The 14905-nt window shown below is 50.1% G+C and carries 13 protein-coding genes; 4 read left to right on the top strand and 9 right to left on the bottom strand.

The features are described 5' to 3' along the window. Positions 1-57: 57 nt before the first annotated feature. The 4 genes from EHW56_RS01020 to EHW56_RS01005 all read right to left on the bottom strand — a co-directional run bounded on the left by EHW56_RS01020 (position 58) and on the right by EHW56_RS01005 (position 5187). Complete coding sequence (locus EHW56_RS01020) at positions 58-531, bottom strand: NYN domain-containing protein (protein ID WP_152795214.1); 474 nt, start codon at positions 529-531, stop codon at positions 58-60. A 296-nt stretch (positions 532-827) separates the two neighbouring features. Then, on the bottom strand, positions 828-1499 hold the full coding sequence (locus tag EHW56_RS01015) for a zeta toxin family protein (protein WP_216644434.1): 672 nt from the start codon (positions 1497-1499) through the stop codon (positions 828-830). Between the two features lie 119 nt (positions 1500-1618). Then, on the bottom strand, positions 1619-3367 hold the full coding sequence (locus EHW56_RS01010) for a formate--tetrahydrofolate ligase (protein ID WP_152795216.1): 1749 nt from the start codon (positions 3365-3367) through the stop codon (positions 1619-1621). A 155-nt stretch (positions 3368-3522) separates the two neighbouring features. Further along, positions 3523-5187, bottom strand: a complete 1665-nt coding sequence (locus EHW56_RS01005) for a methyl-accepting chemotaxis protein (RefSeq protein WP_216644433.1) — start codon at positions 5185-5187, stop codon at positions 3523-3525. 274 nt (positions 5188-5461) lie between these two features. Between EHW56_RS01005 and EHW56_RS01000 the strand changes: the two genes are divergently transcribed. After that, entirely contained in the window at positions 5462-6802 is a 1341-nt protein-coding gene (locus tag EHW56_RS01000; protein WP_172969941.1) for an AarF/ABC1/UbiB kinase family protein, read from the top strand. Between the two features lie 26 nt (positions 6803-6828). Here the strand turns inward: EHW56_RS01000 and EHW56_RS00995 are convergent, their stop codons facing one another. Further along, positions 6829-7770: a Gfo/Idh/MocA family protein gene (locus EHW56_RS00995; protein WP_152795223.1), complete on the bottom strand. Its 942-nt coding sequence runs from the start codon at positions 7768-7770 to the stop codon at positions 6829-6831. Positions 7771-7870: 100 nt separating this feature from the next. On the opposite strand from EHW56_RS00995, the gene EHW56_RS00990 reads away from it, so the two are divergent. Both EHW56_RS00990 and EHW56_RS00985 read left to right on the top strand, forming a co-directional pair. Next, a complete protein-coding gene (locus EHW56_RS00990) occupies positions 7871-8203 on the top strand; it encodes a DUF3392 domain-containing protein (protein WP_046073279.1) in 333 nt (110 codons plus the stop codon). 157 nt (positions 8204-8360) lie between these two features. After that, entirely contained in the window at positions 8361-9638 is a 1278-nt protein-coding gene (locus EHW56_RS00985) for a DASH family cryptochrome (protein ID WP_152795225.1), read from the top strand. A gap of 18 nt (positions 9639-9656) precedes the next feature. Here EHW56_RS00985 and EHW56_RS00980 read toward each other — a convergent pair whose 3' ends face one another. The 3 genes from EHW56_RS00980 to EHW56_RS00970 all read right to left on the bottom strand — a co-directional run bounded on the left by EHW56_RS00980 (position 9657) and on the right by EHW56_RS00970 (position 13036). Then, positions 9657-10298 carry a triacylglycerol lipase gene (locus tag EHW56_RS00980; protein ID WP_172969940.1) on the bottom strand — a complete coding sequence of 214 codons (642 nt, stop codon included), beginning with the start codon at positions 10296-10298 and terminating at the stop codon, positions 9657-9659. A gap of 185 nt (positions 10299-10483) precedes the next feature. Next, positions 10484-11854: a YjiH family protein gene (locus tag EHW56_RS00975; protein WP_227486463.1), complete on the bottom strand. Its 1371-nt coding sequence runs from the start codon at positions 11852-11854 to the stop codon at positions 10484-10486. 345 nt (positions 11855-12199) lie between these two features. Then, positions 12200-13036, bottom strand: a complete 837-nt coding sequence (locus tag EHW56_RS00970; protein ID WP_131825336.1) for a hypothetical protein — start codon at positions 13034-13036, stop codon at positions 12200-12202. 206 nt (positions 13037-13242) lie between these two features. On the opposite strand from EHW56_RS00970, the gene EHW56_RS00965 reads away from it, so the two are divergent. Next, the gene (locus EHW56_RS00965; RefSeq protein WP_046073283.1) at positions 13243-13578 is read left to right on the top strand and encodes a DUF440 family protein; all 336 of its coding nucleotides are present in this window, start codon (positions 13243-13245) and stop codon (positions 13576-13578) included. Between the two features lie 89 nt (positions 13579-13667). Here EHW56_RS00965 and emrD read toward each other — a convergent pair whose 3' ends face one another. Next, positions 13668-14876 carry a multidrug efflux MFS transporter EmrD gene (gene emrD, locus EHW56_RS00960; RefSeq protein ID WP_152795231.1) on the bottom strand — a complete coding sequence of 403 codons (1209 nt, stop codon included), beginning with the start codon at positions 14874-14876 and terminating at the stop codon, positions 13668-13670. Between the last annotated feature and the right edge of the window lie 29 nt (positions 14877-14905).

Below are 14905 nucleotides of genomic sequence, written 5' to 3'. Positions count from 1 at the left end.
CTTCAACATCAAAATAAAATCAGAAACTGTCCCAGAACTGCAAACTAAACGCCGTGCCTACAACAACATATCGTCTTCAATCGCGATAAAGCGATCGACGCTGTTCACCAAAGAATTAGCCGTTAAGGATGGCACGCCAAGCACCACCGCTTCGGTGTGATAGCGCGCGCGGATTTTGTTCATCAACAAATCAAAATCTCCGTCTCCTGATAACAGCACCACGTTATCAACCTCGGGCGCGGATTCCATCACATCAATGGCAATCCCCACATCCCAATCCCCTTTGGTGCTGCCATCAGCGCGTTGAATATAGGGTTTGAGCTTGACGGTAAAGCCAATGTGACGCAGGGCATCTTGAAATTTGATTTGCTGATCGTCATCGCGGCGAATGGCATAGGCATACGCAGTTACCACCTCACCCATATCATTGAGGGTTTGCCACAACTGGCGATAGTTAAACTGACGCCCGTAGGCTTGCCGTGTGGTGTAGTAGATATTTTGAACGTCGACAAAAACCGCGATTTTTTTCAAGTCAGGCTCACAGTCGGTGGGAGAATTGAAGCCAGAGAGGATACCACATCACACGACCGTGAAGATAATCACAAGCGTGGCCGCATCTAGCAAAAATAAAAAAGCCGCTGACAACAGCGGCTCTCACGAGAAATATAAACGATTACTGACACTTAGCTATTTGCTCTGCCTTTGTGAGCATGTCTTGCTGCTCTTTAATCGTTTCTCTCACTATTTTATCGAAAAACTTTCGCTTTTCTCTCGACGACGAGTGACGCACGAAGTCTGAGAAAGCGGTAGATTTTACCTTATTACGCTTATTCTGCATGGCTCCCTCCTTTCGTGATACCGACGATACGTTCAAGCGACTTTCGATTGTACTTTTTGCGCAATAGTGCGTCAATGTCACCGACGTTAAAGTGTGGTCTCTTGTTGACACCATCGACGTTTTTCTCAATAAAAGTGATATCAATCTGATCCCTAAACAGTTTCTTTAATTCACTCACCACACGTTGCGATTCTAGGAACTGATTAATGAAGACTTCACTGGGGACACGACGACCTTCAACACTTTCTCTCGCTTTCACTAAACGCCAAGCTTGCACTGGCTCTTGATATACAAAAACAATCATAACAAAGCGGCCTTTTTTCAAAGATCGCTCGATGTTATCTTTCGCTTTATCGAAACTGGAAAGCGTTGAATCAAGAATAAAGCTGACTCTTCGCTTCAAAGCGCGATCATGAATAGCTTCTACCAAGATTGTAGCTGGGCGCTGAAACAAGGGCGAGTTATAACCTTGATAATCTTCAAATGCCTTTCTTAACTCGTCGTTCTCTATGTGCACTAATGTCAGGTCGTGCTCATTCTTAAAAGCACGAACCATCGCTCTAGCCGTTTCCGTTTTACCTGCGCCTGGCGACACTGCCATAAATACAGAAGCCGCTTCCTCCTCCTCGGGCAAATGATCAACAAGCTTTCTGGCAATCATTTATTTCATTGCTTTCGCTTGCTTTATAGCTTTATCTGTAATTTGTTGATCATCCATTGAATTCGCCTTTAAACGAGCAAAGTCATCTAATCCTAGCACTTTAGTCGGGCACTAAGTCATCAACTCAATCCAACAATACTGCCCTCACCATCGAGGTCGAGGTTCATAAACGCCGGTTGTTCCGGTAGGCCGGGCATAGTCATCACGTTGCCGCATAAGGCATAGACAAATCCGGCACCCGCGCATAATTTCAACTCGCGGATCGGTACATCAAAGCCTTTGGGAGCGCCTTTTATTGCGCCATCGGTTGAAATAGACAGCGGTGTTTTCGCCAAACAGACTGCCAAGCCGTCATACCCTTGCGCTTTAAATTGTTGCAGTTGCTGTTTCGCGGTCTCACTTAACGTCACGCTTCCCGCGCCATAACCAACTTCCGCAACCGCCATCAACTTTTCTTCCAAGCTTTGCTGGGCATGATACAAGGGCGAGAATGATGCGCCAGCTTCACATTGCGCGACCACTTGTTCCGCCAGTTCACGCGTACCCTCACCACCTTGGGCAAAGCCTTCACTGATCGCTACTCTTACTTTGTTGGGCAGCGCTTCAATCATCGCCTTGAGTGTCGCAAGCTCGGCATCACTGTCTTGTGGAAAGCGATTAATTGCCACCACCGCCGGCACACCATATTGGGTCACGTTATTGATATGCCATTTGAGGTTTTCAAACCCAGCTACTAATGCCTCATTGTCATCCGCAAAGAGCGCGTCGGGCATAGGCTGACCGGACTGTAAATTATAGTGACCCGAGTTGGCTTTTAAGCCGCGCAATGTCGCCACAATCACCGCACAGTCTGGTGCTTTACCCGATGCTTGCGCTTTGATGTTGCAGGCTTTTTCAAACCCCATGTCCGAGCCAAAGCCGCCTTCGGTGACGGTATAGTCACCCAGCTTAAGGGCAATGTTATCGGCGATAATCGACGAATTGCCATGGGCAATATTGGCAAATGGACCGGCGTGAATCAGTGTCGGCACGCCTTCTAGGGTTTGCATCAAAGTGGGTTCAATCGCTTCTTTCATACTCACCGCCATCGCGCCAGCTACTTGTAAATCCTCGGTGGTGATCGGCTCACCAGTATGGCTATAAGCCAACACTATGCGGCCGATGCGCTGACGCAAATCGCGAAGATCGCTCGCCAACGCCAAAATCGCCATTAGTTCGGAGGCGGCCGAGATATCAAATCCGCCCTCACGCTCGTAGCCGTTGATGGTTTTGCCAGGCTCGTTTTTACCCACAGTTACCATACGCAAGGCGCGATCGTTGTGATCCATCACCCGCTTCCATACAACGCGACTTGGGTCGATTTTTAACGCTTTTAAGCCACTACGCGCCTCAAAATCGTCATAGCCTAGGCGTTGCTCGTGATAGATTCGCGCATCAATAGCCGCAGCAGCCAAGTTGTGCGCCGCGGTCACCGCATGAATATCTCCCGTCAGGTGGAGGTTGAGCTCCTCCATTGGAGCCACTTGCGAATAACCACCGCCAGCTGCGCCACCTTTCACACCAAATACGGGCCCCATCGAAGGCTGACGAATACACGCCGTTACAGAATGATTCAGCTTGGCCAAGCCTTGCGCCAGACCAATGGTGGTGACGGTTTTGCCTTCACCCAAGGGCGTGGGAGTAATGGCGGTGACCAGTACTAACTTTCCGGTTGGGTTGGGCGCAAGACGCTTTAAGCAATCGAGAGAGATTTTGGCTTTATAGCTACCTTGCGTTTTAAACTCTGAGTCAAGGAGGCCAACTTGCTTGGCAATAGTAGATATGGGGGCGAGTGTGGTGTTACGACAAATCTCGACATCAGGCAGCATGAAACCCTCTCAATAGCGCACAATATGTTCTAGGCAAACGTTTGCGTGAGCATAATACCGCTAAAATAGCTATTGTAAAGCGAAAGGACGCTTGCGGTAAGCGTCCTTTATGACTTTTTATCCCGTGTGCCGAGAATAGTGATCATGCTATTGGCTTAGGCGACTTTAAATTGCCCGACCAAGGTATCAAGATCTTGACCAAGCGAGCTCAGCTCTTCCGCCGCGTGTGACGATGCCTCACTTGAGGTCAACAAGCTAGCGACAATGTCGCGAATCGATACCAGATTACGATGAATATCTTCCGTGACCGTGGTTTGCTCTGACGCCGCACTGGCAATTTGCGAGGTCATATCGTTCACTTGCGAAAACGCCGCACTCACCGAGGTGATTCGCTCGCCAATTTGCGCTGAAATCGTTGCCATGCTTTGGCACTCTTGATCGCTGTCGGCAATGGTTTTCACGGCACTATCCACATGCACGTGTAGACCATCAAGCATGTCACGGATCTCATGGGTACTGGTTTGAGTGCGACTGGCCAAGGTGCGCACTTCATCGGCCACCACCGCAAAGCCTCTCCCCTGCTCACCCGCGCGAGCGGCTTCAATCGCCGCGTTCAGCGCCAATAGATTGGTTTGCTCCGCAATTTCACCAATCACGGACAGTACCGAGGTAATTTTATCCGACTGAGCTTTAAGTTGATCCACCTGCCCGCTCGACTCGCTCATTTTCGCTACCAACTTCTCAACCGATGCCTCTGATTCACGCACTTGCGCCTGAGCATTTTGCGCATCTTGGGTGGCAGAGGTGGCGGCATCAGCCACCTGTGTCGTGTTTTGTGCCACTTCTTGCGCAGCAGAGCTCATCTCTGTCACCGCGGTGACCACTTGCTCGGTCTCGTTATCATGGGTTTGTAGTTTTTCAGCCACTGCGGATGTTTGCTGAGCCATATCACAGGCGGTGCTGTTTACTTGCGCCGTGACTTGCGCGACGCGCTGAATGGTGTGCTGCAGCTTCTCTACAAAGCGATTAAAGGCATGACCGAGTTGGGCGATTTCATCATAGCCATGTACGTGCAAACGCTGAGTGAGATCGCCCTCACCGCTAGCAATATCATTAAGCTTATCAAGCATGTTTTTCACCGGCTCACCAATACGCTGCGCAAACCAGCTCACCAGCAACACCGTGATAATCACTGTGCTTATCCCCAACAGGGTTAAACGGAAAATTTGTGCATCCAGGGTTTGCTCTGCGTCGGTGCGATAGGCAGCAACCTCTTGCTCAATGTCATCGGTGTAGGCGCCAGTGCCTAATAGCCATTGACCATTATTCACCATTACCGCATAGCCGATTTTATCAATCAGCGCATCGGTACCCGGCTTATCAAACATAAAATTAAAGTAGCCATCGCCACGTTGTGCCGCCTCGAGTAACCCTTGAATCACCTTATTGCCTTTCGGATCGGTAAAATCAATCAGGTTTTTTCCTTCAAGGGCTGGTTTAACAGGGTGAAACACATTGATCCCCTGTTTGTTGTAAATAAAAAAGTAACCCGTCTCGCCAAACTGCACATCAGTAAGCGCCGTTTTCACCTCAGCCAAGCGAGCCTCATTGGTGCCTGGGTTAAAACGCTTAACGATGTTCTCCGCTACCTGAGTCACTTCTTTGAGTTGTTTTTTACGCTCGTTGACCAACTTCTCCCGAAACGTGGCAATGTTTTCTTCTATTAACGCCTGTTCGTTATAGGCCGTGACCGCACTCATAATCAGCATTGAGGCGATCAGTGGCACGATGGCAAGTAGCAGTATTTTCGTTTTAAACATCAGCTTCATTGGCAATTACCCTGCAGACTAATTTTGTAAGCAAATACTACTACTTAACTAGACAACCAAAAATATAAACCGCTGTTTTATTTGATCTAAACGCGATTTAACCCCCGAGGCTGTGACCCGGGTTGGAATGTCATGTAAATGGAAAGGTCTTTGCCATATCGTGGTGTGGATTTGGCTCGTTAACTCGCGTCTTTGTGAGCGCGAGCAACTCGTCCCACCAAACCATTCCGCTGTTCGTCGCGTATTCTTAGTTGGTATTCAGGAGGTGGCTATGAAAAATCGTAAAGTGCCGCATGGTAAGTTTTCTCGCTTTGGCGCACTGGCTTCGTTGGCGGGGCGTGTGGCGTCGAATGTGGCGTGGGAAGGTACCAAACAGTTTGCCCAGGGCAATCGGCCGAGTCGTAAGGATTTGGTGATGTCGCCGGCCAATATTGCCCACGTGGCGGACAAACTGGCGGACTTACGTGGAGCGGCGATGAAGGTCGGTCAATTGTTGTCAATGGATGCGGGGGATTTGATTCCGCCAGAGCTCAGCGAGCTTCTCGCCCGTTTGCGTAATAATGCCACTCCCATGCCACCGGCGCAGCTCAAAGCAGTGCTCAATGAAGAGCTGGGCGACAATTGGCAGGCTGAGTTCACCCATTTTCGTTTTTCGCCCATCGCGTCAGCGTCGATAGGCCAAGTGCACGAGGCCTATACCGATGCCGGTGAAAAAGTAGCGGTAAAGGTGCAATACCCGCGCATCAAAGACAGCATTGATAGCGATGTGGATAATGTGATCACCCTACTGCGCTTAAGTGGCCTGATCCCCAAAGAAGCGAATTACCAAGCCTTACTCGATGAAGCCAAGCAACAACTGCATGATGAAGCCGATTACGGCAAAGAGGCACAAGCATTGACTCGGTTTGGCGACCATTTGAAAAATGCCAACGGTTTGGTGGTGCCAAGGGTTCACTCAGCGCTTACCTCAGATCGCATTCTTACCATGAGCTATATGGCAGGAGAGCCGATTGAGCAACTCAACAAGGCTTCAGAGACGATTCGCCACCGCGTGATCAGTCGTTTATTCCAGTTGCTGTTTGAGGAAGTCTTTGTGTTTGGCGAGGTCCAAACCGATCCTAACTTTGCCAACTATTTGTATCAGCCCGATACCGGACGCGTCGTGTTGCTCGATTTTGGCGCCACCCGTCAGTATGCCCCGACGTTTACCGATGGCTATCGCAAGCTATTTTTAGCGGCGATTGAAAAAGACAACGCAGGGATTGAGGTGGCACTAACCCAAATTGGCTTTTTTGCCGAGCACATCTTGCCAGAGCAAAAAGCCAGTGTGCTGGAGCTTGTGAACACGGCTTGTGAACCGATTGCGACGGATGCGCCATTTAACTTTGGCGACGCCGATTTGGCAACGCGTTTACGTAACCGTGGGATGGCGCTGAGTATGGAACAAGGCTATTGGCACACACCACCGGCGGATGCACTGTTTTTACATCGTAAAATAGCAGGGTTGTATTTGCTGGCGGCCAAGTTAAACGTGAGCTTTAATGTCCGCCAGTTGTTATTGCCTTATTTAACCCACTCACACACGGGTAATCCGGTCGAAGCGTAAACAGTCACCGTGTGCTGCGCGTGGGACTAGGGGCTATCGCGCAGCGCTTCACAATAGGCGACCAGATCTTCCGCGGCCCAGTGGCTCGCCACATTACGAGCGGTGAGAGCAGCACCAACCCGCCCTTCGCTAACCACCTCAAACCAATGGCTGAGCATAGCCGCAAAACCTTTGCTCGCTTGCATACCCGTCCAATCTGGCAAGGTAAGCTGTGTGCTGACGTTGTCTTGCATGCGCGCACCGCGGGTAAAGCCATCAAAGAAATAGCACTCGTTACGATAGGCCGCCGCAATGGTTTCTTTGGTGACCCCATACTGGCGGTTCATGCTGGCCTCAAACAAGCTATTGTCGCGGAGCCAACGCACGTCTAAGCGGCCTAGCAAGCCTTCGCTAAATTGAGCAAACACGTCCAAATCATCAATATTGATGTCACCATGAACGTTTATACTGTCGAGTGGATGAATGAAATCATCAAAAATAAAACGACGCGGTGCATCGGGCAGCGCATGACGGTGTTTTTCCCAACGCAGCGATAAAAGGGGTGTGCCCAGCTCGTCTTCGGGGCGCTGGCCATTGAGATGAGTGTTGAGCAAAGGCAAATAACGCCGGTTAAAGCCTGCAAACAAGGGGGTTTGCTGTTGTTCTGCCAAGTTGAATAAGGCTTCAACCTCCGCGCCTGATGGGGCGACAGGTTTATCGACAAACACCGGCACACCTGCTTGCAAGCAGGTACGAATCAAGGCCGCATGCGAGTCGGTGGCGCTGTGAATCATCACTCCATCCACCCCTAATGCTAAGCATTGTTGGATATCACTCGCGGTCTCACTCACTCGGTATTGCGTGGCGAGCGTCGCCAGCTTAGCGTCATCACGGCTGCACAATACCCATTCGAGCCCTGGCCAATTGACCATCAATGGCAAGTAGGCTTTTTGCGCAATGTCCCCTAACCCGATCGATGCGATTTTCATGCCTTCTCCTTACATCGTGCGCTCCCGCGGGCTAAGTCCGCGCTGGAAGTCGCCAGCAGAAATCAGTACTCTAGCCGCATTCTACACAGTGTAAATCGTTATGAATATTTTAATCTCTTGGTTTTCTCAGGCGGGTGCGTGGTTAACGCCATGGCTCAGTGATATTGCAGTGGCCATTGTGGCGTCACTGTTGGTGGTATTTGGCAATGATATTAATCGGACGCTACGCCGTTTATTGACCGGTCATCATTTTATCGTTCGCACTCTGGTATTTGTGGCGATCAATGCCTTTGGTTACGGCGCTTTTATCATTACCGTCTCTCCGTGGCTGGCGCGACAAATGCGCGGATGGCCAGATCATTGGCTTTTTGCCGGCTTGGTCGCCACCTTTGTTTTTATTGGAATGTGGGCGCAACGCCAGCGACAGATCTAGTCTTCGTCCATAACACTCATTCACACCCCCAGCGCGCACTTAGGCGGGTGTGAGAGCCCGCATTCATGCTCGTGGTTGGCGAATAGTCACCCAGTTGATCCAATCAAGCAATCCGCCCGCAGCCTGTGAGCGTATTGGAGGGAAAAAGGAGATAGGTATGCAACGCGGATTAATGTGGTTTCGCCACGACCTTCGAATACATGATAACCCTGCACTCGCCAATTTAGCCTCGAGCTGCGATCAGCTGACCTGCGTGTTTGTGATTGACCCCAGCTGGTATCGTGCGGATCACTTTCAAAGTAAGCACCTCGGTGCCCCACGGGAAGCGTTTTTGTGGCAAAGCCTAACCGAACTGCATCGCGCCCTGGATGCGATGGGGCAAAAATTGATTATTCGCACCGGCAAGCCGCTAGAGGTGGTGGCAAATCTGTGTATGGATCATGAGTTTGACCTTATTGGCGTCACCGACCACCCAGGGACACGCGAGCGTCACCAGGTTGATACGCTGGTTGAGCGCTTTCCGCAGCGGGTGGTTGTCTCGGATGCTCACACCTTGTTTACCCAGCATCAGCTGCCGTTTGACTTACCTGAGATCCCGACGACCTTTACACAATTCCGTAAAGCGGTGGAAAAACCCGGGATCAAACCACGCTTGCCGTTGCCAGTACCTGAGTCATTGCCAGCCCCCATCACAGCGATTAAGTCCGACCCAGCGCCCCTATCTGATCGCCGAATAGCCCCTTATCAAGGCGGTGAAATCGCCGGACGTGCGCAACTGAATCATTACTTATGGGATACCCATCGTATTCAGCGCTATAAAGAAACGCGCAACGGCCTTGATGGTTGGGATTTCTCGTCACGCTTATCGGCTTGGCTCGCTAACGGCAGTTTGTCCGTGCGCTGGGTCGCCGCAGAGCTCGATCGCTATGAGCGCAATGTCGAGAAGAACGAGTCCACCTATTGGCTATACTTTGAGCTGTTGTGGCGCGAATATTTCCAATGGATGCTGTACCACTACGGTACCCGTTTTTTTGCCTTTAAAGGCATTGCCAACAAACGGCCACTCACGACCTTTTATGCCGAAGCCTTTATGGCGTGGCGTGAAGGCACCACGCCTTTTCCTATCGTCAATGCGGCGATGCGCCAACTTAAGCAAACGGGATGGCTCTCGAATCGCAGTCGTCAATTGGTGGCCAGCTGCCTAGTCCATGAGTTAGGTGTTGATTGGCGCTATGGCGCAGCATACTTTGAGCAGCAACTGATTGATTTTGATGTAGCGGCTAATTATGGCAATTGGCAATACTTAGCAGGCGTTGGTGCCGATCCGCGCGGCAGCCGCCGGTTTAACCTCGACAAACAAGCCGCGCAATATGACCCCGATGGGACGTTTGTTAATACTTGGGTGGGAACACAGGAATCATCCGAACTAAAGTGACCTTATCAAACCATCACTTTAGCCCTCGGCGGCTGGCACAGCCGCCGACGTATACTGAGCGACTAACTGAATCACACGCTCACTGACCCGCCTTGAAAACAATAATGCAATGTGGGTCACAGAGTACAGATCGTGACTGGTCATGCCCTCGATTTTGGTTTCTTCGACCAGCACGGTGCCATCGCAGACTTGGTTTTTTAACAACAGCGCCGCGGGTCCCCAGGGGCAATCGCCGGCAAGGCTATGTAACGGCGGAAGGTTTTGCCAGGGTTTGACCTTGTCAGGGATAAGCATGTCTTCGCTACGTTGAAACAACCAGCCGCCCCACCCCAGATCGCCAAAGATACGTGCCAACTTAGCGCCTTGATGCGGCGTGCCCAAAGTGATCACCGCGCGAACATCGAGAGGCGGTCTATCACACCGCTTTGTACTCTGTTCCAAGTAACGGCGAATAATGAGTCCGCCCATCGAATGGCCAATCAAGATCGCTGGCTGGTCGCCAACAAACGCATCGATTTTGGCGGTGATACCCTCTAGGTCCGGGTTGAGCGTATTATACGAAACATTCAGCACCTGGTGCCCATGTTTTTCTAAGCGCTCGCACAGCGGAATCAAAAAAACACCGTGCATGTATAACCCATGAAGAGTGACTATTTTCATCCCGCCTCCCATTAGCCGCTGCGTTCAGCATACCAATATATGTCCCTTTCTGCCCATAGGTGGTTGATACAACCGAGGGCTTGCATCACAACAACGAGGACGCGTTAACAAAAAAACGCCCCACAAAAAGTGAGGCGTTGATGATGTAAGGAGTACGCGCATAGCGGCTTATGCGTAGCGCCTAATTAGAAAATCAGGTGAGCAATCCCTGCGATAACAGGCAGAGTGACTAGCGTACGTAAAATAAAGATCACGAACAGCTCCCACAGCTTGACTGGGATTTTGCTTCCCAGTAGTAAGGCACCCACTTCCGAGATATAAATCAGCTGGGTCACCGATACCGTAGCAATCACAAAACGGGTCATTTCACTGTCGATTTCTGCGGCTAAAATGGCAGGAATAAACATGTCTGCAAAACCAATCACCATGGTCTCAGAGGCTTTCACCGCATCAGGGATATGCAATAGTTCAAGCAATGGCACAAATGGCGCCCCTAGGATGCTAAACACATCGGTGTACTCAGCGACCATCAACGCCGCCGTACCAATTGCCATCACAACTGGCAACACACCTAACACCATATCGACGGCGTTTTGTACGCCTTCTTTTAGCACACTGCTTACCGAGCGAATTTTCTCGGCACGTGTCAGAGCACAGTGCAGTCCATAGCTCAGCGTATTGTGGCCAGCCGGTAGGACTTCATCATTGGTTTCACGCTCAGAGTTATCGATAAGCGCATCTTTTTTCCAGCTCAGAGGAGGAAGACGAGGAACGATGATCGCCGCCGCAATCCCAGCTAAACAGACGGTGAGATAGAACCAAGCAAACATGTGCATCAAGTCGACTTGCGCTATCACCACCAAACTAAAGCTGATTGAAACCGCAGAGAACGTCGTGCCAACCACTGCCGCTTCACGCTGGGTATAAAAACCTTGCTCATATTGTTTACTGGTCATCAAGATACCGACGCTGCCATCGCCCAACCAAGAGGCGGCACAGTCGACCGCAGAGCGCCCCGGCAGACCGAATAACGGACGCATTACCTTGGTGAAAATAGCACCAAGCAGCTCGAGCAAGCCGAAACTTGTCAGTAGCGGCAGTAATAGACCAGCGAAAATAAACACGGATAACAAGGTAGGCAATAGCTCATTGAGCACAAAGGCCCCCGTTGTTTCACCCATGATGACTGGCGAGCCAAAACCATAAAACGCCATTACGATGAAGGCGGCACCGAAAACACGGGTGACAAGCCACACCGGAGAGACATTAAACAAACCATTAAGAAAGCCATTTCGCATGATAACGGCAGGCTTGGTCAGCGTAACCAACACTGAAACGACGGCACTCAACACCACTAAGGCAGTGACGACCGCTGTTGCACTGTTACCTAGTAAGTCCAAGACACTGCTCGCCATTACCGCAATCGGGATGGTGACGCTGTCACCGAAACTGACTGGCGTCATAAAAAGGAACAACCCCAATAATGATGGGATTGCGAACATCAGAATATTTCTCATCGAAGGTGACTTCGTAGAGAGAGTGTCAGTTTTTTGCATACGTCTGAATCCTGAATTTTTATTTATCTCACCGCGAGCATCAACGCCTTTGCTGATTAATTATTCACTCACTGTGACTAACTGGCATGCAGATTATCGAATCATACACAGGATGTAAATAACTATTTAGTCATAAATACTGAATAAATACACCCTAAAAGCAGATTACACATGCCTACTGGTGGTTTTATAGTTCAACAAACCATCTTTTGTGAAAAGTTTGTTACACCGTTTTATTGACCAAGATCAGATTCTGTTACTCACTTGTAGGGAATGAGGCGGGTTAGCTCACAGAATACGCTTAATGTTCAAGCGTCCAACGCCAGCATCGTTGCCAAACGCTAGTTAACCAATTTTAAAGTCAATGCGCGCATATTCTTTGATCAACCAATCGCCAAAGTCATTGAGGAGGGTCATGACAGCACGTTTTTTTACCGGTTTGCGCTCTAGCAGGATAAAAAGCCGCTCAATCGCCATTTTTTTATCCGGGTAGTGTTTAATAAAAGCATCCGCACACTCGTTGAGTGATTCACTCCACTGCGCTTCTTTATGAAGTACCAAACCAAATGCACCGCGTATCAGGGTGTCTGCAATCGCTTGTGCGGTATTTAGCTGAGTGTTCCATGTGGTGGCGGCGGTGATTTTTTGTTTGGCACGCGCGAGTTTGTCAGAGATATCTGGATTCATCGCTTTCGCCACTTCCCAGCTGGCTTCAAACAAACCAAAACTGACCGATAAGTCTTGGCCATAGAGGCAAATGGCTCTGTGTTTAAAAAAGAATCCCCAGTGAAAGACTTGTGAGAGATCTCTAACATGTGACACGGTCACGATATCGATATGGCAATCACTGATCACCTTGCTATGACTGGTTTTTAATCGCCATAGCAAGGTGTTTAATGCGTTCGATTGATCAAGCGTCAGGGCGTGTTGGCACACCACCGTCAGCGATAGCACGCTGTCTTTCACCACGGCTCGCCGCCAAACAATATCTCCACTCACGTAGACGCTGTGAAGCCGCTTGCCGAGCAAGCCACGTAGTTGCTTCACCGCTTTAATCATCACGGGGATAAATTCAGATTGAAACGGGGCACGCCGGTCGGGCTCCGGTAAATAAGCGTTTCTGGATTGCAACTGAGTCACGACTTTCACACAGGTTTGAGTACGCGCGCTATTGTTGGTCATCTGCATAAACAAATCAACGCTCTAACTGTGGGTCTGCTTTTATTTTAGCCAGAGGTTGTCTATTTGACCATGAGAGCCGTCGGTTGAGAGGACAAACACGGATACGCTTTAGATACCTCTTTGTGCAGGTCAACCGATACGGCGCGGCTGAGATACCCCTTACAGCATGGTATAATGCGCATACATACAGACAACGAGAGCTTACCATGACGCAAGAGAATCAACTCAGCTTGGAGACCGTGCTAGAGATCGCGTTCGAGATTTTTGCCGAAACGGCCCCAGACAACTTGGAATTCGACGATTTAATGCTCTATGAGTCACGCTTTGAAGAAGAAGGGGGCGCTGTGGTGGTTGAAGTAAACAATGATTGGCCAGAGCATGTGGGAGCGGATGTTGACTTATCTCAGTGTGCCGAGGTGCAAATGGGTATAGCTGGCGCTGAGGTGCTAGATGAAGTCTTTGTTCGTATGCTCATCAGCCGAGATCCGGATAATAAATTCTGTCATTTATTGTGGAAGCGCAGCCCAACACAGATCCACTAGCCCTGCCCCACAGAATAACGGCAGCGATAGGTGCTGCCGTTGTGGATGCGAACTGGCGCTGACTTCATAGGATAATACCGGTTGAATGATTACAGTACGGTCACTGAGTCCGCGTCATCATGGGCGTGAGCGCGATAACTGATGACCAGTCCCAAGCTTGCCAGCGTCGCCAATGTCAGCATGATTACCCCTAATGATAATTGGCTAGCCACACCGAAACTACTGGCGACGAGTGTTACCAGCCCTGCCAATAGATTTTGCGCGCCGCCAAGAATTGCCCCCGCCGTGCCAGCATGGTAAGGAAAAGGACTAATCGCTCCTGTACTGGCTGCCGGAAAGAGAATACCTGCACCAGCAAAATAGACACAGCCGCCACCCACTAACGCATAGAGTGAAACATCACCGAGCATACCGGGTAATCCTATGATGCCTGCCCCCAACAACGCTAAGACACTGCCCAATGTCAGGGTGGGATAATACCCCATACTTTCGGAAAGCCGGCTCGACAACCCTGACCCGACTAAGTATGCCGGCAGAGGGACAACAAACAGCAAACTGATCACACTCGGAGACAACGCTAACGCATCTGACATGATCACACCTGCCGCCGCCTCGAATAAAGATACACCGGAAAAAACGGTAATTAGGCACAGCAAATACCCTTTAAATTGATGTGATCGCATAACATGACGATAGCGCGCACCAAAATGACCAGGTTGGCGTAAATCGGCAGGCAAAGTCTCGCTAAACCGCCAAGCCATGACTGTATAAACCAAGACACCGAGTAACAATAAAAAGAAGTAGCTGGCACGCCAATGTAGGGCCTCGGTTAACCCTCCTCCTAGAAGCGGAGCCACTAAGGGAGAAAAGATCAGTCCCATACTAACTAGGCTATTGGCGCGGTGCAGTTTGGCCCCGGAAAAACAATCTCGGGTTAAGGTGCGCGCCATGGCGCCGCCGCAGCCAATGCCCGCGCCTTGAACCATACTGCCCAGTAAAAATATCGCAAAGGAGGTCGCCAATAAGGTGATAGCCGTCCCGACTAAAAACAATGCTAACCCAAACAAGATAACCGGCTTGCGGCCGATGCGATCGGAGACAGGGCCATAAACAAACTGCGATAACCCATAGGGAATAAGATAACAAGCCATCACCGCTTGCAACCAAGCGGGCGATACGGCGAAGTCGTCCGCCATTGCACCGATGGATGGTACATACATGGTTTGGGTCATTTGCCCAACCGCCGCTAATAGAACGATCAATAGCAATAGCTTGCCCATAGGCATTGCCGAGGACATACCAGCACTCCTAAAAATAATTATGCGAA

Source organism: Salinivibrio sp. VGrn1 (genome assembly GCF_009377995.1).
Lineage (GTDB): Bacteria > Pseudomonadota > Gammaproteobacteria > Enterobacterales > Vibrionaceae > Salinivibrio > Salinivibrio siamensis.
The sequence above is the reverse complement of the archived record's forward strand: the minus strand, read 5'-3'. Positions and strand labels throughout refer to the sequence as shown.

Bases quoted from the DNA above. Each gene is read 5' to 3' on its own strand.
- EHW56_RS00990 (WP_046073279.1), top strand. From the start codon at position 7,871: ATGAATATTTTAATCTCTTGGTTTTCTCAGGCGGGTGCGTGGTTAACG.
- EHW56_RS00995 (WP_152795223.1), bottom strand. From the start codon at position 7,770: ATGAAAATCGCATCGATCGGGTTAGGGGACATTGCGCAAAAAGCCTAC.
- EHW56_RS00970 (WP_131825336.1), bottom strand. From the start codon at position 13,036: ATGACCAACAATAGCGCGCGTACTCAAACCTGTGTGAAAGTCGTGACT.
- EHW56_RS01010 (WP_152795216.1), bottom strand. From the start codon at position 3,367: ATGCTGCCTGATGTCGAGATTTGTCGTAACACCACACTCGCCCCCATA.
- EHW56_RS00965 (WP_046073283.1), top strand. From the start codon at position 13,243: ATGACGCAAGAGAATCAACTCAGCTTGGAGACCGTGCTAGAGATCGCG.
- EHW56_RS01015 (WP_216644434.1), bottom strand. From the start codon at position 1,499: ATGATTGCCAGAAAGCTTGTTGATCATTTGCCCGAGGAGGAGGAAGCG.
- emrD (WP_152795231.1), bottom strand. From the start codon at position 14,876: ATGTCCTCGGCAATGCCTATGGGCAAGCTATTGCTATTGATCGTTCTA.
- EHW56_RS00975 (WP_227486463.1), bottom strand. From the start codon at position 11,854: ATGCAAAAAACTGACACTCTCTCTACGAAGTCACCTTCGATGAGAAAT.
- EHW56_RS00980 (WP_172969940.1), bottom strand. From the start codon at position 10,298: ATGAAAATAGTCACTCTTCATGGGTTATACATGCACGGTGTTTTTTTG.
- EHW56_RS00985 (WP_152795225.1), top strand. From the start codon at position 8,361: ATGCAACGCGGATTAATGTGGTTTCGCCACGACCTTCGAATACATGAT.
- EHW56_RS01005 (WP_216644433.1), bottom strand. From the start codon at position 5,187: ATGTTTAAAACGAAAATACTGCTACTTGCCATCGTGCCACTGATCGCC.